We start from the raw sequence: 17480 nt of genomic DNA, 5'->3' as shown, positions 1-17480 counted from the left end.
TTTCCTGACTTACAGGAAGCGGCTTCCGCCAAACGCGGAAGCCTTTTTCCATAATCCGTATAACGGGCATCAGCCGGCAACAACGCCCATAAGCTTCTTGGCAACAGCCACCGCCGTATTGGCATTGTCGCTGTAACCGTCTGCGCCTATCTCGTCGGCAAAGCCCTGAGTGACAGGCGCTCCGCCTACCATAACCTTGACCTTGTCACGTATTCCGGCTTCTTCAAGCGCGCTGATGACTTCTTTCATATATGTCATAGTCGTGGTGAGAAGGGCACTCATGCACAATATATCAGCCCCGTGTTTCTTCACCTCGTCGACAAAAGTATCGCTCGCCACGTCTATACCGACGTTTATCACCTCAAAGCCGCAACCCTCGAGCATCGACGCAACAAGGTTCTTGCCTATGTCGTGAAGGTCTCCCTTGACGGTTCCGATGACAACCTTGCCTATCGTCGTAGACGAGTCGCCGGCGAGCAACGGCTTGAGAAGCTCAAGTGCAGACTTCATGGCACGCCCCGCCATAAGCAACTGGGGCACGAAAGCTTTGCCGTCCTGGAACCGTTGACCGACTTCGCCCATGGCACGTATCATCTGTCCGTTGATGATGTCCTGCGGAACAACGCCTGCATCGACGGCTTTACGTGTGGCATCAGCGGCATCCTGAGCCTTACCCTGCAATATGGCGTCGAATATGGCATCGGCTGAAACTGTTTTATCTGCGGTTTCCGGCTGCTTCGGCTTGCAACATTCACACTCCGCCAGAACGCTCTTAGTACTGTGTGAGTGCTCTTTCGGACTGTCGGTAACCGTTGTCTCAGAAACTGCAATATCAGCATGTTCGCCTCTTCTGTGCGGCGAGAGCCACAGTCCTTCGGCAGGTTCGGTTACCTCTGCAAGTTTCTTTATATACCCGTCGGTTGTGCCGCAGCATCCTCCGACCACATTAAGCACATGTCCGTCGAGCAACGGCCATACGTTTTCAAGCAACTTTTCGGGCGTGCAACTGTAATGTCCCGAAGCATCGGGAAGCCCTGCATTGGGATATGCACTTATGTAATAAGGGAATCGTCCGCCAAGTTTTACAAGGAACGGTATCATCTCCCGAATGTCAGATGTGCAGTTTATGCCCACCGAAAGCACGGGAACATCTTTCAATGAGGCTATGAATTCTTCTATTGACTGCCCCAACATGTTGTGCCCGTCGTGGCTTGCGACGGTGAAACTGAGCATCAGCGGCACGCATTTTCCGGTCTTACGCATGGCATTGCATGACGCTTCTATTGCCGCACAGGCGTTTTCCGTATCGAAAATAGTTTCCACAAGAATTGCGTCCACACCTCCTTCAATAAGCGCCTCAGCCTGTTCCTCGTATGCGGAGAGCAACACATCGTAGCTGAAAGTGCCCCAACCGGGTTGGTTGGCGTCGGTAGCCACGGAACAAGTCTTGCTCGTAGGTCCCATGGAACCGAGCACATAGCGCGGTTTGGAGCCGTCTTTCTTCGTATATTCATCGGCAACAGCGCGCGCAATACGGCACGCGGCAAGGTTTATCTCACGGCAGATGCCCTCCAGACGGTAGTCTGCCATGGATATTCTTTGTGCGTTGAAAGTGTTTGTTGTGATAAAGTCGGCACCCGCATCAAGGTACTTACGGTGTATGCCTTCTATTATTTCAGGATGAGTAATGCAAAGAAGATCGTTGTTTCCACTCAGCGGACAATCGTGCGAAGCAAACTTTTCTCCCCTGAAATCGTCTTCCGTAAGATTATAATCCTGTATCATTGTGCCCATGGCACCGTCCATTATGAGCACCCGGCGGTCTGCCTGCGGGAAGTAAGAAGAAGGAAGAGTGAAGAATGAAGATTTGTTTTCCGTAGTCATATCCTTGTTTCCTGTGTTTTTATATGTTCCGTCCGTAAATTCTTTTTCAACCTTATCGATTATTTTCTCGACCTCTCTGTCTGCGTCGAAAGGCGTCTGAGAGCCTGCCGCAGCACTACCGCCGGCATGTATCACATCGTCACCGGCAGGACGTGAAGCCTCTTTCTCCCTGTATTCCTCAACTATGCGGACAGCCTGTTCCACCTCGTCCTCGTTATGGAAGTCCATCTCCAGATGCACGCCGTTTATGCCGATATTGTCCAAAAGAGGGCGAAGTTCGTCCAAAGTAACCCAACATGCCATTATGCTCTTGCCTGCTGCAAGAATGCGTTTGTACAGGTCATACCACTTAGGAGACCCACCCTGCGGCTCTCCCACGCCCGGTGTCCATTGTATGGCGTTAAGCTCTTCGATTTCGAGAAGCGCCGGCAGATGATGCAACGCACCTACTCCGTCAAGGTGATAGAGCGTATAATCAATCTTGCGACACTGCTCTCGGATGAACGGTTGCACGAAACGGCGGTAGTCGTCGACGCTTATCATCGTGGAGATGTCGCTCTGCAACTTTGCCATCTTGCCCGGAGCCCAAGCCGAGAAGTAACAGAATGCCATCTCGTCGCCCTCGCGTATGATGTCGTAAAGCTCGTCAAAGACCTTGAAGTAGATGTCATTGATCTGCTGCATCTGGCGCTCCAGCACCTCTGGTTGCATCACGGTGTCGAGCAATACCTTGTCCGTGCCTTTCATTGCGGCAAGCACATCGAGCCCTTCCATAAGGTCGGGCATACCCACATAATAGTGTCCCTGCGCCTTTTCCTTGCACGCTCGCAACAGTTCCTTGTGCAGAAGCCAGTTCGGGTGGTTGTCGTCAAACTTAATGTCGTCGGTATATTGGGGATTGGGATGTATCCATATAGTGTCCTCACCGCCCTCGAACACACCGCCGAGTATGGCTGCCAGCGAGCCGGGACCAAGTTGCGTGTTCGCCACGGGCAGCATGTCGGCTTTCAACGAACTGTGAGCCACGTACCAGTCGAGGTATTCCGCACGCCATGCAGGGTCGAACCATTTCTGGTCAAGGTTCTTCGGAACAGGCGGCATGTCTACTTCGGCATGCGGGGTGACACCGTTCTGGAAGTGCTCCCACATGTTCACTACTATTCCCTTGTGGTTCCACCAGTCGATATAATGCTTCTTTGTCTCTTCAAGATTTTGTTTCCACGTGTTCATAAGCTCACAGTATTAAATATGCCTTTAAACGTTTTGTCTATCACGATGTCTGCCTCCTTGCTCATATCCATATCGTCCGTGCACTCCACAGCCTCCGGATAAACAGGTATAACACTGCCTTCGCGAACATAAACAGGCATCTCTTCCAACGGCACGGCAACATCTTTAAGCCACCGTCCGCCCTCGACAACCTCTCCGGTGAAGAAGTTTATCCAACTGCCCTCGGGCAGATAAACGTCGCGCCGGTTCGCGCTGTTCATCACCGGGGCGACAAGGAAGCTGTCGCCGAAGTAATATTCGTCGTCGATATGCCAGCACGTCCTGTCCTCCGGATGATGATACACAAGTGCCTGAAGCAGCGTCGAGCCACTCTCCGTTGCCTTGCAGCTTTCGCGCAGGATATAAGGAATGAGCGCATAGCGCAGCTTCCACCATTTCTTTACCAACGGAGCGATATTCGGATAGAACCACGGTTCGCGCTTGTTTGTGCCATGATAGCGTATATGAGATGAGAACACACCGAACTGTGTCCAGCGTATATAAACGTCATCGTCTACCACCGAGTTCATAAAGTTGGGCAGAGTATGAAATCCCGGCACATCATGGCTCCAGAAAGCGAAGCCCGACAGGCCGAAATGAAGTCCTCCCTTGAGCGACCCTGCCATGCCGTCCCACGAGCTGCACGAGTCTCCTCCCCAGTGCAGCGGATACCTCTGGCAGCCTGCCCAAGCAGCTCTTGCCCACACGATGCCGTCGCCTGTCACATCCTTTGTTATCTCGTATGCGGCCTTCTGATAGAGGAGCGCATAGAGATTGTTAAGCAGTTCGGGCTTCATACCTTTATATATAGCGTCCATGTGTATGTTTTCGCCGAAGTCGGTCTTGATACATACCACGCCCATATCGAGCAGACGCTTAAGCAATCCCTTGTACCACGCAGTGGCTTCGGGGTACGTAAAGTCTATGGTACCCGCATAGTCGAGAGCCGAAAAATTCGAACCCTCCGACGCCTGCTTCTTTGTCAACGGTCCGATATAGTCGTTTGCGCGAGCCTCATCTATCTGTTCGGCATTCTCCGCCACGTATGGCAACTGCCACAACGACACGCGGAAGCCCTTGTCCTTAAGCCCGTGGACGAACGCCTTGGGGTCGGGAAAACGCTCTTCGTTGAACTTCCATTCGCAAAGCCAGTCGGTCTTGAACCATCCCGTGTCAAGATGTATCACGTCACAAGGGTAATGTTCGCTGCGCAGACGGTCGCATATACCGTTCACTTCGTCGGCACTGAAATACGTCATGCGGCTCATCCAGACGCCGAAACTCCACAGCGGCGGCATCGACGGATAGCCTGTCAGATCGCGATATCCGCGGATTATCTCCTCGAAAGAGTCTCCGCCGATGACAAAGGCATCGACCATCGCCTGGTCACTGAGGAACTGCACGGAACGCGTCGAATGCCCCGCAAGCGACAGTTTGCCGTGCGAGCAGGTGTGATAGAACGTTCCGTACATGCGGCTCGACACGTAGAACGGTATATTTTTATATGTACGGCGGTTGTTTACACCTTGCCCGTCCTGGTTCTTGAGCAGGAATGTCTGTCCGCTAAGGTCCATTTTGGCAAAACGCTCACCTGTTCCTGCAAAACATTCGTCCGCCTTGCACTCGAACGACAGCGTCGCCCTCTCCTTCCGTCCTTCGTTCTTGCAGAACGCAAGCGGCAGCGCATCATAGCGTGGCGGCGAGAAGTGGTCGTATGCTGCGAGGCGCACCTCGCGCTTTCCGTCGGGATACAGACGTATGTCAAGCGTTTCCTGCGGGTCTGGCTGCAGATCGCTCCAGCGGTCGAGCACCGGTTCGCGCATGTTTATCACGGCTCTCTTCACACTGTCACCGGTAGATATCGTCCATTGGTCGTCGGCAAAATCAGCATGTAGAGGCATCTTCACAATGCGGCTGCTGTATTTAAGCATCTCCGACTCGTCCGTCATCCGCTCCTCACCGAAGCCCATGAACAGACGCGTTATCTTTGGTCCATACTGGCGTATGACAAGCGTATAGACCTCTTGAGGCACATCCTTGTCGGCAGCCATATCGTTATCCAAGACTTGCTTCTGGAATGGAACGCTCACAAGGATGTCGCCGTCTTTTTCCTCAACGGCAAGCGGTTTGTAAGCCTTCCACAATGACTCGTCTTTCTTCAAATCGACATCAAAATCGAGAAAGTCGAACAAATGGTAATTTGTAGGTTTCATCTTATATTATTATTTTCAATTTCCAGTATCCGTTTTCACCTGCGGTCCGTTGTTCCTCACCACCAGCGAGGGTCCCGGGCGGTTATATCCGAACTCGGCGTTGGGGCAGCGGTTGTTTTCCACGGTAAACCCGTCGGTAGCCTCATCGAAGTATATGTAGAAGGCGCGGTTGTTCGTTGCGTAGGGCGCATCGGCAAGATTGTCGATGCGGTTGCCGATTATCACCGAACCGGGCTGGTTTGACAGGGTGTATATTCCGCCCGCATCATACAGCTGACGGGCAAAGTGATGCACGTGGTTTCCTATTATTCTGTTGTTACGCATGCCGCTCTCGAGAGCCGTCCAGCCCCACCCCACACAGATGCCTGAGTAGTTTACATGGCTCACCTCGTTGCCTTCTATCGTCACATCGCGCACATATCCCGCGCCAATGCCCACACATCCCCAGTCTTCATTTGTCGCATCTCGTATCACGTTGTCCTTTACCATAATGTCGGAACAGATGTCTTGCTTCACGGCAGGTATGTAGGGGACGTGTGTCTCAAAGCCTCCGTCGGGGAATGTGCCCATCTGCAGAGCCGTGCCGCCGATGTCTTCAAACGTGCAGCGCGACACCTCGGAGTTGCTCACGGCCGTAACATAGTCCAGACCGGTAGCTGCAATATGTCTGAAAGTACAGCCTTTAAATTCTATATCATGAGCATGTCTCACCGTAACGGCAGCCTCCGGACGCGCTATCCACGCCTGATTTTCCAGTTCCGCTTTCTCGGGAAGTCCGGGAACAGCCAGTTTATAGGCATCTATAAGACGAAAACCGCCCTGCAATGTAACATGTCCCTCGTATGAAGGGCGCAGCCACGAGGCATGCTCGAACGCCACGTTCTCAAAACGAATGTTGCCGACCGTGCGCTCACGTGTGCCCTCCACGGCAAGTATCGTTTCCGTCACAGGTACCACGACATGGCTTGTGTTCATGTCCTTACCGTCTTCCGGATAATAATATATGCGCCCTGACGGATAGTCCTGATACCATTCTCCCGGCTCGTCGAGCAGTTCAAGGGCATTGACAAGGAAGAACGACGAGTTTCCGCGCTCGCCTCCTATCACGGGCTGGGGCCACGGATGTGCAAACTCAAGCCTGCTTTCGGGATCATGGAAACGCACAACGGTGTTGCCGTTACCGTCGTCTGTCATGCTCTTGACCCTCAGTATGGCTATTGCCCAACGCTGATGCACCACCATTTCAAGCTGCTTTGCAGACTTGAGGTCAAACTTCGGCGTCGGTATCGTTATTGTTTCATCTTCCGCATTGAAGTCTTTCATGCGCTCCATCACGCCGTCGGAAAACTGCGATGCGCGCCTCGCCTTGACACCGTCCACATACATCTGGCGCGTCTCCACAATCCTGTTGCCAAGCAAAGGAGCCTCAGCCACCCATACCTTGTTCCTTACGTGCGCGGGCAGGCGCGAGTCATCGCATCCGCGCTTCCAACCCGTAACCTCCATACCGCCGCTTATCACCGGCTTTGCTCCACCGTTGGCACCGCATATAACAGTAGGCGACTGCACCGTACCGCTGTCTTCCGGACGAACGAAAATCGGAGCAGAATGCCTGTATGTGCCACCATCAAGAATTATGCGTATACCGCCGTCAGCCTCAGGCGATTTCAGCCTGCGCCATTCGCGAGCCTGTTTCAGTGCCCGGCTTATTGTAAGCAACGGTGCATTGGAGCTGCCGTCAGCAGCGTCATTTCCCCTGTCTGCCGAAACATATATGTCTCCGGCACTTGCCTGCATGCCACAGAATATCAGCATTGCAATGAGCATAAAGAACTTTTTCATGGTATATCTCATACATTTAGTAAACATGCAAAGATAGCTCAAAAAGGGTTAAACGGCAAATATACAGAAATGTTTTTACTGCTGTCAGTCCCCACATTCGGGACAAATACCTTTAAGCACATAGTTAATACCGGTAAGCCGGAAACCTTCGGGAAGCTCTACCACAGGAACATTGATATGCTCCAGGCAAAACGTCCGATGACATCTCTCACAATAAAAATGTGTATGTTCATCTTCCGGAGAACCGTTGTCATCCCCTCCGCCCACATTATATTTCAGCGAGCCACTTCCATCATCAACGGCATGTATCAGCCGGTGCATGAGAAAAAGCGACAGTGTACGTGATATTGTAGACTTGTCCACAGTGGGCAATATGCGCCCCAAATCACCCATAGACACCATCTCGCCGCCCCGGTACATGGCACGAAGTATAAGCAGCCTTACGGCAGTAGGTTTCACGTCGTGGCGTTCCAATTGGTCAAGATAGAACTTCTCGTCTGTCATAATGACTGCAAAGTTAAGTTAAGAGTTCAAGAACAAGAGGATGTGAAGTGAAAGAGCAAATTATCCTATAGGACATATAAGTCTTATAAGGCATATAAGACCTATAAAAAGGACTGTTATTTCACGGCACATCCTCCTATCCTTTCATCATCAGCTATTAATCCCCAAATCGGTAAAATCAGAATTCCACCAGCACGCGGAACACCTTTGCAGGTGCGGCAGCCCAGTCTTTCATCGCGTCATGAGCCGTCGCGGGGGTCGCAACCGCGCTTATCAGTTCCTCTTTCGGGAAGTCGTTGTGCTGCATGAAATGTATCACCGCACGGAAGTCGGAAGGCATGGCATTGCGCGAGCCGCGGATGTCAAGCTCTTTCTGCACAAAATATTTCGTGATGAAAGCTGTCTCAGCCTTGGCATATCCGATAAAGACGACGCGTCCGGTAAAGGCGACCTCGCTTATCGCGGAGTTCTGCGTGAAGGGGCTTCCCACAGCTTCTATCACCACGTCGGGACCGTCTCCACCCGTTATCTCCGCCAGACGGGCATGCAGGTCTTCGTCTTTGGAGTTTACGGTATAGTGTGCACCCATGCGGCGGGCTATCGCCAACTTTTCGTCGTCAAGGTCTACGGCAATCACCGTGGCGCCTCTCAGCGCCGCCCTTACTATCGCTCCCATTCCTATCATTCCGCATCCGATAACCATTACGGTGTCTATGTCCGTCACGGCGGCACGGCTCACGGCATGGAAACCTACACTCATGGGTTCTATCAGGGCACATTCCTTGGGTGTCATGCCCTCTGCCGCCGGTATTACCTTCTGCCAGGGCATCGCCACATACTCGCACATGGCACCGTTGCGCTGCACGCCCATGGTCTCGTTGTGCTCGCATGCGTTTACACGACCGTTACGGCACGAGGGGCACTTGCCACAGTTCGAATACGGGTTGAGCGTCACCACCATGCCCGTTTTCAGCGTATCGGGCACGTCGCTGCCCACTTCCTCTATCATGGCACCCACTTCATGACCCGGTATCACGGGAAGGTTTACCATGGGATTGCGCCCGAGGTATGTATTAAGGTCGGAGCCGCAGAAGCCCACATAGTTTATTTTCAAAAGAACCTCGCCGGCTTTCAGCTCCGGCTTTGCTATCTCTACAACCGCCATTTCACCCGGCGCTGTAATCTGTACTGCTTTCATTGCTTTTATTGTTTGTTGTTGTTATTATCTTAATATCCTATAAGGCTTATAGGACTAATAGGGCTTATAGGTCTTATAAAAACATCTCACTCCGACATGTTCTTGACATATCGCGGTATCTCAAGTCCCTCAAAACCATAGAACTTCTCGGCATTGAGACCGAGGAATGCCGCCTTTTCGTCGTCGGTAAGTTCGCCGGTCTTAAGCACGAAGTCGTATGACATCTTATAGGTTATCGCCGTAATGGTGCGCGGATAATCCGAACCCCACATCAACTTGTCGGCTCCCACAAGCCCTATCGACTCCTTTATGGCGCGCACGGCACCGCGGAAAGGATAGAACTCGCTGTTAAAAAGCCACGTAATGCCGCCCGACTCTATCATGACATTCTTGTTCCGTGCCAGCTTTATCTGCTCCTGCCAGCCCTTGGTGGTGACCATCCCGAAGTGACCCACGGCTATCTTAAGGTCGGGATACTCCTGTATTATCTCCTTCATCTCGCCCACCTGCATGTCGCCGTCGGCAAGGTCTACGGACAGGATGATGCCTTTTTCCTGCATGATGCCGAACATGCGCATCATCTCGGGAGTGTTCATCATTATCCGCCCGCTGTCCAACAGAAGACGGTGTGCCGGTATCTTTATTGCCTTGAAGCCGTTTGCGATGAGACGCTCCGCCTCGTCACAGAAGCCCGGGGCAAAGTAGTTGCACATGCCGCAGACAAAAAAGCGGTGGGGATATCGGCGCTCCACGCCGGCAAGATAGTCGTTCTGTATGCCGTCGATGAACTCCTGCGTCACCACGGCTGCCGACACCTGCGCATAGTCCATGTTGGATATGAACACCTCGGCACTGTTCACGCCGTCTATCATAAACGGCGGCACCATCTGCACCTCTTCGCCGAGGAAGTTGGAACGTCCGTTCTTAAGAGTCTTTATGGGTTTGCCGTTCCACTCCGTGTCTTGCTTGAGCCACAGGTGGGAGTGGGCATCTATTATCTTCATTTTCCTATATTTTATATATCAGAAAGTAGATAGAGGAAGATATCGGGAAGATAAGAGGGGAGATAGAAGACGTATGCTTTGTTGCTTGCTTCAATGCTATTGTCCCTTTATCTCCTGTGGCGCAAGCCACATAACTCCCTCTGACTTCTTTTAACTCCTCACCTTTATGTATTCTTCCAGCGCACGCGCATCTGGTCGCCTATAATCTCCTGCACCTCCTTGACGAGCGTTTCGTCCATCGGGTCGTTGACATATCCTATGCTCTTGAGCACATTTGCCGGATTTGCCGAGCTGAAGAGGGTCGACGCTATGCGCGAGTTGGATGTGGAATACTGCACGGCGAGCTTCTCTATGGCATAGCCTTTGGCGGCACAGTGTTCTGCGGCACGCGCGCAGGCGTCCTTCAACGGCTGTGGCGCCGGATGCCAGTCGGGTGCTCCGCGCTGCGACAGCAGTCCCATGGAGAACGGCGACGCGTTGATGACACCCACGTTGTTTGCCTCGAAGAAGTCGAGATAATCAAGAAGCATCTCGTCGTTAAGGCTGTAATGGCAGAAGCAGAGCACAGACTCTACCGTGCCTGCCGGAACATGCTCTATCACCCATTTCAGGTTCTCGGGCTGCAGGTCGGTGATGCCCACGTGCTTCACCACGCCCTTGTCGCGCAGCTCAATGAGTGCCGGCAGCGTCTCGCCCACAACCTGATTGAGGTCGGCAAACTCTACATCATGTACGTTTATCAGGTCTATATAGTCGATATTGAGCCTTTCCATACTCTCGTAAACGCTGTCGGTGACACGCTTTGCCGAATAGTCCCACATGTTTACGCCGTTCTCTCCGTATCGTCCCACCTTGGTGGAGAGATAGTAACGGTGGCGCTCTATTTCCTTCAGAGCTTTGCCGAGAACAGTCTCAGCCTTGTAGTGTCCGTAATAGGGAGAAACGTCGATGAAGTTGATGCCGTTATCGACTGCCGTGTGAACCGCCTTTATTCCTTCCGCCTCGCGGATGTCATGGAAAACTCCTCCGAGCGAGGACGCCCCGAAACCGAGGTTGGACAGTTTCATGCCGGTCTTTCCGAGTTCATTGTATACCATAGTATTATGCTTATTATGTTGTTTAATAAATGACGTACAAACACATGATTTGTTGTGTTAAGAATGTTAAAAAAGATGTCCGCGGAATGCAGTTTACAACCTTCTCTTTTTCAGGCGATTACCTTTTGCCTTCCAAAAGGTGCCCTTTCAGCCTCTAAAAGGCGACATATTGGAGTCTGAAAGGGCACCTTTCAGAACCCGGAAGGTCATGTTCCGGAAAACCCGCCGCCGTTGTCAGCCGTCAGACCTGCCGATATCCTCTATAACAAGTCCTGCCAACGTAAACCCGAAGATGCCCGTGATGTGCAGCAACGAACCGTTGGCACGCGGCTCGTCGGAGCATCCTGCATTGTCGAGCAGTTCCTCGCTGAACACGCACCGGAACTTGCGCGAGGGGACGATGCCGGCTTTCCTGAACCTGCCACGCAACGTCTTGGCAAGCGGACAGCCGCGCACCTTGCGGAACTCCGTCACCTGTATCCTTGTGGGGTCGAGCTTGCGGGCGGCACCCATTGACGAGAAGAACACGGCACGGGTGTCACATGCCCTGGTAATAAGCAGCATCTTGTCGTCTATGCTGTCTATGGCATCGATTATATAGTCATAGTCTTCAAGCCGGAACATGTCTGCCGTGTCGGCGCAAAACCTGCCGTTTATTGCCGTTATCTCCGCCGTTGGATTTATCTCGAGCAGATGTTCTTTCATCGCCTCCACCTTCACCTTGCCCACGGTATGTGTCGTCGCCATAAGCTGGCGGTTGATGTTTGATACGCTCACACGGTCGAAATCCACTATCGTGATATGCCTGACGCCCGAGCGCACCAGTCCCTCCACGCACCAGCTTCCAACGCCTCCCACGCCGAAAACCGCCACACGGGCGGAACGTATGCGCTCCATAGTCGTATCGCCGAGCAGCAGGCGCGTGCGCAAAAGCACTCCTTCTTCATTACACATGGTTGTATATTGTTTTTTGTTTTATCGCACTTGTTATTATCATCATAGGACCTATAAGACTTATAAGACCTATATGCCCCATGTCATCAACAGAATTCTTAATTCTTAACTCTTAATTCTTAATTACCCCCAAGCCTTTCCCTGCACTCCTCCAAAATGCCGATAAGCTCTTCCACCGTCGAGGCACGAAGCATGGCGATACGCGTCTGGCGGAAGTCCGGAATACCTTTGAATATGGGTGTGGCGGCAAGATGCCTGCGCGTATGCAGTATGCCGCGATACTCGTCGATGCGCTCGATGTTGATGCGCAGCTGCTCTTCAAGGATGTCGAGTTTGCTGTTGAAATCCAACGGCACTCCGGTGTTCGTGCCGTCGAGATAATCGCGTATCTCTTTGAATATCCACGGGCGTCCGAATGTGGCGCGTCCTATCATCACTGCATCCACACCATAGCGCTCGAACGCTCGCCGCGTCTCCTCCGGCGAGGTGATGTCGCCGTTGCCGATGATGGGGATATGTATGCGCGGATTTCGCTTCACCTCGCCTATAAGCGTCCAGTCCGCCTCGCCGGTGTACATCTGTGCACGTGTGCGCCCGTGTATGGTGAGAGCCTGTATGCCGCAGTCCTGCAGCTGCTCGGCGAGGTCTGTGATTATAAGGTTGTCGCTGTTCCAGCCCAACCGCGTCTTCACCGTCACCGGTGTGTTCACCGCCTTGACCACCTCGCGCGTTATCTCGAGCATCAGCGGGATATTCTGCAGCATGCCGGCACCGGCTCCCTTGCCGGCAACCTTCTTCACCGGACAGCCGAAGTTGAGGTCTATGACATCGGGACGCGCCTCTTCCACAATCCTCGCCGCCTCTACCATTGACGCCGTATCCCTACCGTATATCTGTATGCCCACTGGGCGTTCGCAGTCGCTTATGGCAAGTTTGACCACGGTACTCTTTACCGAACGCACAAGCGCCTCGGCGCTTACAAACTCGGTATAGACCATCGATGCCCCGTAACGCTTGCACAACATGCGGAAGCCTATGTCGGTGACGTCCTCCATTGGAGCAAGGAACACGGGACGATTTCCAAACTCAATATTGCCTATTTTCATATCTTTGATAATGGGGGTTCTTTATCTTTTTCTAAAAAAAGCTATCCTATGAGATGATACATTCCGCCTGCCATGGTACGCACAACACCCTTCATCTCAAGCTCGAAGAGCATGGCGGTAAGCGCACCTATGGGCACGCCGCTCTTTACGGAAAGCATGTTTATCTGCATGTCGTTGCCGCCGCGGAGCACATCGACAACCGCCGCCTCTTCTACCGACAACTCGGGAAAAAGCGTGCGCTCTATGCCTTCCGCCCGGGCACGGTCAAGCTGTGCATCGCCCTCCCAGCCCATTGCAGCTATAAAGTCGGCGGCACCGTTTATAAGTGCGGCACCATTGTCGCGTATAAGATTGTTGCAGCCTTCGGAATAGACGTCGCCGGCGCGTCCGGGAAAGGCAAACACGTCGCGGTTATAGTCGCGGGCTATGCGCGCCGTGATAAGTCCGCCGCCGCGCGCTGCACTCTCCACCAGCACCGTCGCATCCGCCATTCCCGCCACGATTCTGTTGCGACGGACAAAGTTCACCTTGTCCGCATTCGTACCGGTAAAGAATTCGGTAAGCAGTCCGCCCTGCCCTGCCATTCTGGCGGCAACGTCTCTGTGACGTGCGGGATAGATATAGTCAAGCCCGTGGGCAAGCACACAGGCGGTTTCATAACCGTTGTCCAGCGCACGGCGGTGGGCGTGTATGTCCACACCGTAGGCCAGTCCGCTGACGATGAGTGCTTTCGGGCACAGGTTGCGCAGATCTGAAATGAAACGCATGATGACATCCTGTCCGTAGGAGGTGCAATGTCGCGTGCCGACAATGCTTATCACACGCAACTGGTTGAGGTCGGCAGTACCCTTGTAGAACAGCACAAGAGGAGCGTCGTCGCACTCGGCAAGGCGTTGCGGATAATCGTCATCGTTCATACAAAGCGTCCGTATGCCGTGACGGTGGCAGAAGTCAAGCTCCGCCTCTGCCCTTTTCAGCGCTTCGTCAAGTTTTTTCAGACCTTCCAGAAGCCGCGGCGAACAGTCGGAAACAACGTCGCTCATGTCGTTGCGGTGCTCCACTATCGCCGTGGCACTGCCCAAAGTGTGGTACAGATGAAGAAGCCCTGCAAGGTTAAAATGGTTTATCCTTGTAAGCGCAAGGGCGTTTAGTGTTTCCTGTCCGTTCATGTTCAGAGCCATTTTTTAAACGCTTCGTCATACTCGGGACTTGCAGACAGTTTGCCGCCGACCATGCACACAATGTCTATGACGCCGCTGAAACACAGTTTGTTGTCCGCCGCACGGAAGATGTCCTGATAGAAAACATAGCGCAGACCTTCTTTTTTGAGGGCGAGACGCGATATGAACTCGTCGTCGCAACGCAGCGGAACCTTATATCTGAGGTTCATCCTTGCCACCACGGCATCTGTTCCCTTGCGGTGCATCTCGGCAAAGCTCAGCCCGCAACTCTTCAAAAAGAGATGGCGCGTATGTTCGGCATAGTGCAGATAGTTGGCGTTGTTTACAATTCCCTCGATATCGCATTCGTAGTCGCGTACCGACATCCGGGTTTCAAATATATATTCCATTGTATAGGTTTCTATTGCTTTTTTATTGAGGAAGTTAACTTTATATCATCGTATAATATATCTATCTGTTCTTAAGATATTCGTATCCTATGCGACAGCGCAGGCAGTCTTTCCTGTCACAATATTCTTTTTTAAGTTGCAAAAGTGCCTGACTGTCGCCGGCATCCGCCGCCTCCAGACCGCATGCTTTCCACATACGGACAACGTGATTGCTCTCGGCACGAAGCTGACCGAGCAGGGCGAGCGCCCTGTCGCACATGCGACTGTCGGACTTGTGACGCCCGTATGCGAAAAGAATAGGTATTGCCGTGTTTATGATAAGAAGGTCGGACGACCGCGAAGAGAGTCTTTTTTCGGTTCTGCAACTGGTGCTTCCGAAAACATAATGTGTCTCCCAATATGGTGTTACACAGGTGCGGAACACGTCGCGAAGTTGCTCTGCCGATGTACATTCTATGAGAGAGGACAGTCCGGCACGACGATTGTAATATAGCGTGACAAGTTGTGAAATCCTGATATGCGGAAAGTTCTGAGGGCGCATGCGCATAAAGCGCCACCGAGAAGCATCCATCGGCGTCATACCGAACTTGCGGGAGAGATATAGATATTCGTTGCGCAGCCTGGTGAAATATCCCTCGCGCAAAGCTGCGTCACGGTATCTCTCGGGTATGGCATCAAGCTCCAAAAGTCCCGCCTGCCCCATAAACATTGCCTCTATCTGGAATATGTCATCGCGATGATGAGCCACACACTGCAGTCCGAGCCCGTAAGCCCACTCCTCGAAGGCGTCTCCGTTGACACCGAAGCCGTAGTTACGGGCGAGAGTAACGAACAGGGCGTCTTCCCACGAACCGCCACAACGCTCGGCACGCCTCGCTATCGCCTCGGTCTTCTGTTCCAGACGCTCTGCCTGGAGGGCGCTCATCCATGAGCTTATCTTCATTCCCGGGATATCGGGAATAATCCTGTAACAGGGCGGATAGTGGTCGGTGGCTATAAGTTCGTTGAAATTCTGCGATATGCGGGGCGGCACGTCAAGCTGCATCTGCACTATTTCATGACCGCTGCTTGTGACCACATCCGCATCTATCTCATGCGAAACATGCAGCACCACGTTGTCGTAAGCCGCGTCTTTGTCGTGTCCGTGGGCGTACCAATCGCTCGACTTGCAGTGTATTTCCACGTTTCCCACCCACAGGGTGCCGCCAATCTTTATCTTTGCATTAAAGAAGTCGGGTCCCGAATTGTGGTTGTGCAACCCTGCATCGATAACCTCCACCGCATCGCCCGACGACGTGCGCAGTTCTTTAAGGGGAAACAGCTTGTGTTTCCAGACGTAGTGCAGGAGTTGTTCCATTGTACTTTCTTTTAACGGCAAAAGTAAAAAAAAATCCCGAACCTTATATAAGTTCGGGATAATATTTTGGCTTCTGTACCATGTTTTGCCGCTGCCGGCACAAGCACATTATTTTTTCAGAACCTTGACGGTCTTGCCGTCGACACGGCGTATTATATTGATAGCGCCTTTTTTCATGGTATCAAGACGCTTGCCGTCAATGCTGTAGATGCCCTTGACCTCATCGTTGCCACCTGCAACAACGGACGATACACCCGATGTGAGCTTTGTCCCGAACACGGCCTCAACGTTTATCGTACCACCCATGATATTCACCGGCAGGCTTATTTCCAGATAGAGCTTACCGTCCTTCATGCAGCTTCCCTCCTTTATCGTCACATGAACCTTGTTGCCAAGCAATGAGGCGATTGATCCGCCATTTGTTATTACAGCGTCCTGGTCGGTTTGGAACCATGTGAAACCTTCCGAATCATCATCGCCCTTGACGTCTGTCATCGTAACATCGCCTATAGGCAGACCGCTGAAACTGAAATTTTTAAGGACTATTTCGTAAAGTCCGTCACTGCCTTCCTTGTAGTTCACGGAAACAGTTGCATCAGAAACTGTAGGTTCGCCGCCGTTAAGTGATATGGAGAGACGATCCGTGTAATCTGCCGCAATAGCGTTCATTGCCATTGTAACCATGGCAATAAGAGTAAAAATTTTCCTCATGTTTTAAATCTTTTCTTTTTACTTTAGTTTATATACTATACCTATTGTACCGTAAATAGGATACAAAGTCTGCTCTATGGTCTTGAAACCGCTGTTGTGTACTCCGGTCAGTCCCCATGAGATATCGGCGTATGCGCCCCAGCGTTTGCAAATAGCGATGTCGGCACCGGCAACAAGTCCATACTGCATACGGCGCATCTCATCTTTAAAATCGTAGGTTCCGCGTGTGCCGGGGGTGTTTCCGAGCTCTACTTTAGGACCTGTAGGGTCGCCCACACGCAAATATCCGTCGCAGGCATAGCCGCTGAAGTTTTTTGAAAGAAGCATCGAGACATAAGGTCCGAACTTAAGCATGATGCTGTTGCCGAGCCTGTATGTCCCCATGACAGGCACCGTGAGCATGAGCTGGCGCACCTTAGTGACATTATGTCCGGTGAAGTTTCCTTCAAGCGACTCTCCTCCCCTGACAATCTCCATGTGATAGTTCTTTACACGGGCGTCGATCTCCATGCCCTTGTTCTCGACATGCAGACCTGCCATGACGCCGAATTTTGTGGAAAGACTCTTATGTGCATCAAAGCCCAAAGAGAAGTTCGGACGCAGACTGTACTTGCTAAGCGAGCGTATGGACGATGGCATATTGACGGGTGCCGTACCGCCCACGGCATAGCCAAAGCGAAGGTCGTAGGTTATACCATCGGAGAAGATGCCGCAAAATGCATATACGGGCATCATAAGAGCCACAAAGGCTAAAAGTATTTTATTCATTTT

14 protein-coding genes are annotated in these 17480 nt (G+C 52.2%); all 14 read right to left on the bottom strand.

Features of this window, described 5'->3' with window-relative positions:
- Positions 1–69 precede the first annotated feature (69 nt).
- Positions 70–3114 (bottom strand): homocysteine S-methyltransferase family protein, encoded by a 3045-nt coding sequence (locus HPS54_RS12865; RefSeq protein ID WP_253951896.1) that lies wholly within the window; start codon positions 3112–3114, stop codon positions 70–72.
- On the bottom strand, positions 3111–5366 hold the full coding sequence (locus HPS54_RS00325) for a glycoside hydrolase family 31 protein (protein ID WP_172343508.1): 2256 nt from the start codon (positions 5364–5366) through the stop codon (positions 3111–3113). The genes HPS54_RS12865 and HPS54_RS00325 overlap by 4 nt, the downstream gene beginning before the upstream one ends.
- Positions 5367–5381: 15 nt before the next feature.
- Entirely contained in the window at positions 5382–7208 is a 1827-nt protein-coding gene (locus tag HPS54_RS00320) for a right-handed parallel beta-helix repeat-containing protein (RefSeq protein WP_172343507.1), read from the bottom strand.
- 84 nt (positions 7209–7292) lie between these two features.
- Complete coding sequence (locus HPS54_RS00315; RefSeq protein ID WP_172343506.1) at positions 7293–7712, bottom strand: Fur family transcriptional regulator; 420 nt, start codon at positions 7710–7712, stop codon at positions 7293–7295.
- A gap of 178 nt (positions 7713–7890) precedes the next feature.
- Entirely contained in the window at positions 7891–8910 is a 1020-nt protein-coding gene (locus HPS54_RS00310) for a zinc-binding alcohol dehydrogenase family protein (protein ID WP_172343505.1), read from the bottom strand.
- 86 nt (positions 8911–8996) lie between these two features.
- Entirely contained in the window at positions 8997–9914 is a 918-nt protein-coding gene (locus tag HPS54_RS00305; RefSeq protein ID WP_172343504.1) for an amidohydrolase family protein, read from the bottom strand.
- A 164-nt stretch (positions 9915–10078) separates the two neighbouring features.
- Positions 10079–11011 carry an aldo/keto reductase gene (locus tag HPS54_RS00300; RefSeq protein ID WP_172343503.1) on the bottom strand — a complete coding sequence of 311 codons (933 nt, stop codon included), beginning with the start codon at positions 11009–11011 and terminating at the stop codon, positions 10079–10081.
- A gap of 234 nt (positions 11012–11245) precedes the next feature.
- Complete coding sequence (locus tag HPS54_RS00295) at positions 11246–11965, bottom strand: tRNA threonylcarbamoyladenosine dehydratase (RefSeq protein WP_172343502.1); 720 nt, start codon at positions 11963–11965, stop codon at positions 11246–11248.
- A 119-nt stretch (positions 11966–12084) separates the two neighbouring features.
- On the bottom strand, positions 12085–13071 hold the full coding sequence (gene dusB / locus HPS54_RS00290; RefSeq protein ID WP_172343501.1) for a tRNA dihydrouridine synthase DusB: 987 nt from the start codon (positions 13069–13071) through the stop codon (positions 12085–12087).
- A gap of 41 nt (positions 13072–13112) precedes the next feature.
- Positions 13113–14240: a DNA-processing protein DprA gene (gene dprA / locus HPS54_RS00285; RefSeq protein WP_172343737.1), complete on the bottom strand. Its 1128-nt coding sequence runs from the start codon at positions 14238–14240 to the stop codon at positions 13113–13115.
- A 2-nt stretch (positions 14241–14242) separates the two neighbouring features.
- A complete protein-coding gene (locus HPS54_RS00280) occupies positions 14243–14641 on the bottom strand; it encodes an acyl-CoA thioesterase (RefSeq protein ID WP_172343500.1) in 399 nt (132 codons plus the stop codon).
- Between the two features lie 61 nt (positions 14642–14702).
- Positions 14703–15998 carry a DUF2851 family protein gene (locus HPS54_RS00275; protein WP_172343499.1) on the bottom strand — a complete coding sequence of 432 codons (1296 nt, stop codon included), beginning with the start codon at positions 15996–15998 and terminating at the stop codon, positions 14703–14705.
- 108 nt (positions 15999–16106) lie between these two features.
- Positions 16107–16709: a calycin-like domain-containing protein gene (locus HPS54_RS00270; RefSeq protein WP_172343498.1), complete on the bottom strand. Its 603-nt coding sequence runs from the start codon at positions 16707–16709 to the stop codon at positions 16107–16109.
- Positions 16710–16727: 18 nt separating this feature from the next.
- A complete protein-coding gene (locus tag HPS54_RS00265) occupies positions 16728–17477 on the bottom strand; it encodes a porin family protein (RefSeq protein ID WP_172343497.1) in 750 nt (249 codons plus the stop codon).
- Positions 17478–17480: the final 3 nt, after the last annotated feature.

Origin of the sequence: Xylanibacter caecicola (assembly GCF_013166515.1) — a bacterium.
GTDB lineage: Bacteria > Bacteroidota > Bacteroidia > Bacteroidales > Bacteroidaceae > Prevotella > Prevotella caecicola.
The sequence above is the reverse complement of the archived record's forward strand: the minus strand, read 5'-3'. Positions and strand labels throughout refer to the sequence as shown.

What these genes read in the sequence shown, in the direction of transcription:
- HPS54_RS00325 (WP_172343508.1), bottom strand. Translation starts at nt 5,366, where the DNA reads ATGAAACCTACAAATTACCATTTGTTCGACTTTCTCGATTTTGATGTC.
- HPS54_RS00300 (WP_172343503.1), bottom strand. Translation starts at nt 11,011, where the DNA reads ATGGTATACAATGAACTCGGAAAGACCGGCATGAAACTGTCCAACCTC.
- dusB (WP_172343501.1), bottom strand. Translation starts at nt 13,071, where the DNA reads ATGAAAATAGGCAATATTGAGTTTGGAAATCGTCCCGTGTTCCTTGCT.
- HPS54_RS00280 (WP_172343500.1), bottom strand. Translation starts at nt 14,641, where the DNA reads ATGGAATATATATTTGAAACCCGGATGTCGGTACGCGACTACGAATGC.
- HPS54_RS00315 (WP_172343506.1), bottom strand. Translation starts at nt 7,712, where the DNA reads ATGACAGACGAGAAGTTCTATCTTGACCAATTGGAACGCCACGACGTG.
- HPS54_RS00265 (WP_172343497.1), bottom strand. Translation starts at nt 17,477, where the DNA reads ATGAATAAAATACTTTTAGCCTTTGTGGCTCTTATGATGCCCGTATAT.
- HPS54_RS00295 (WP_172343502.1), bottom strand. Translation starts at nt 11,965, where the DNA reads ATGTGTAATGAAGAAGGAGTGCTTTTGCGCACGCGCCTGCTGCTCGGC.
- HPS54_RS00320 (WP_172343507.1), bottom strand. Translation starts at nt 7,208, where the DNA reads ATGAAAAAGTTCTTTATGCTCATTGCAATGCTGATATTCTGTGGCATG.
- HPS54_RS00310 (WP_172343505.1), bottom strand. Translation starts at nt 8,910, where the DNA reads ATGAAAGCAGTACAGATTACAGCGCCGGGTGAAATGGCGGTTGTAGAG.
- HPS54_RS00305 (WP_172343504.1), bottom strand. Translation starts at nt 9,914, where the DNA reads ATGAAGATAATAGATGCCCACTCCCACCTGTGGCTCAAGCAAGACACG.
- HPS54_RS12865 (WP_253951896.1), bottom strand. Translation starts at nt 3,114, where the DNA reads ATGAACACGTGGAAACAAAATCTTGAAGAGACAAAGAAGCATTATATC.
- HPS54_RS00270 (WP_172343498.1), bottom strand. Translation starts at nt 16,709, where the DNA reads ATGAGGAAAATTTTTACTCTTATTGCCATGGTTACAATGGCAATGAAC.
- dprA (WP_172343737.1), bottom strand. Translation starts at nt 14,240, where the DNA reads ATGAACGGACAGGAAACACTAAACGCCCTTGCGCTTACAAGGATAAAC.
- HPS54_RS00275 (WP_172343499.1), bottom strand. Translation starts at nt 15,998, where the DNA reads ATGGAACAACTCCTGCACTACGTCTGGAAACACAAGCTGTTTCCCCTT.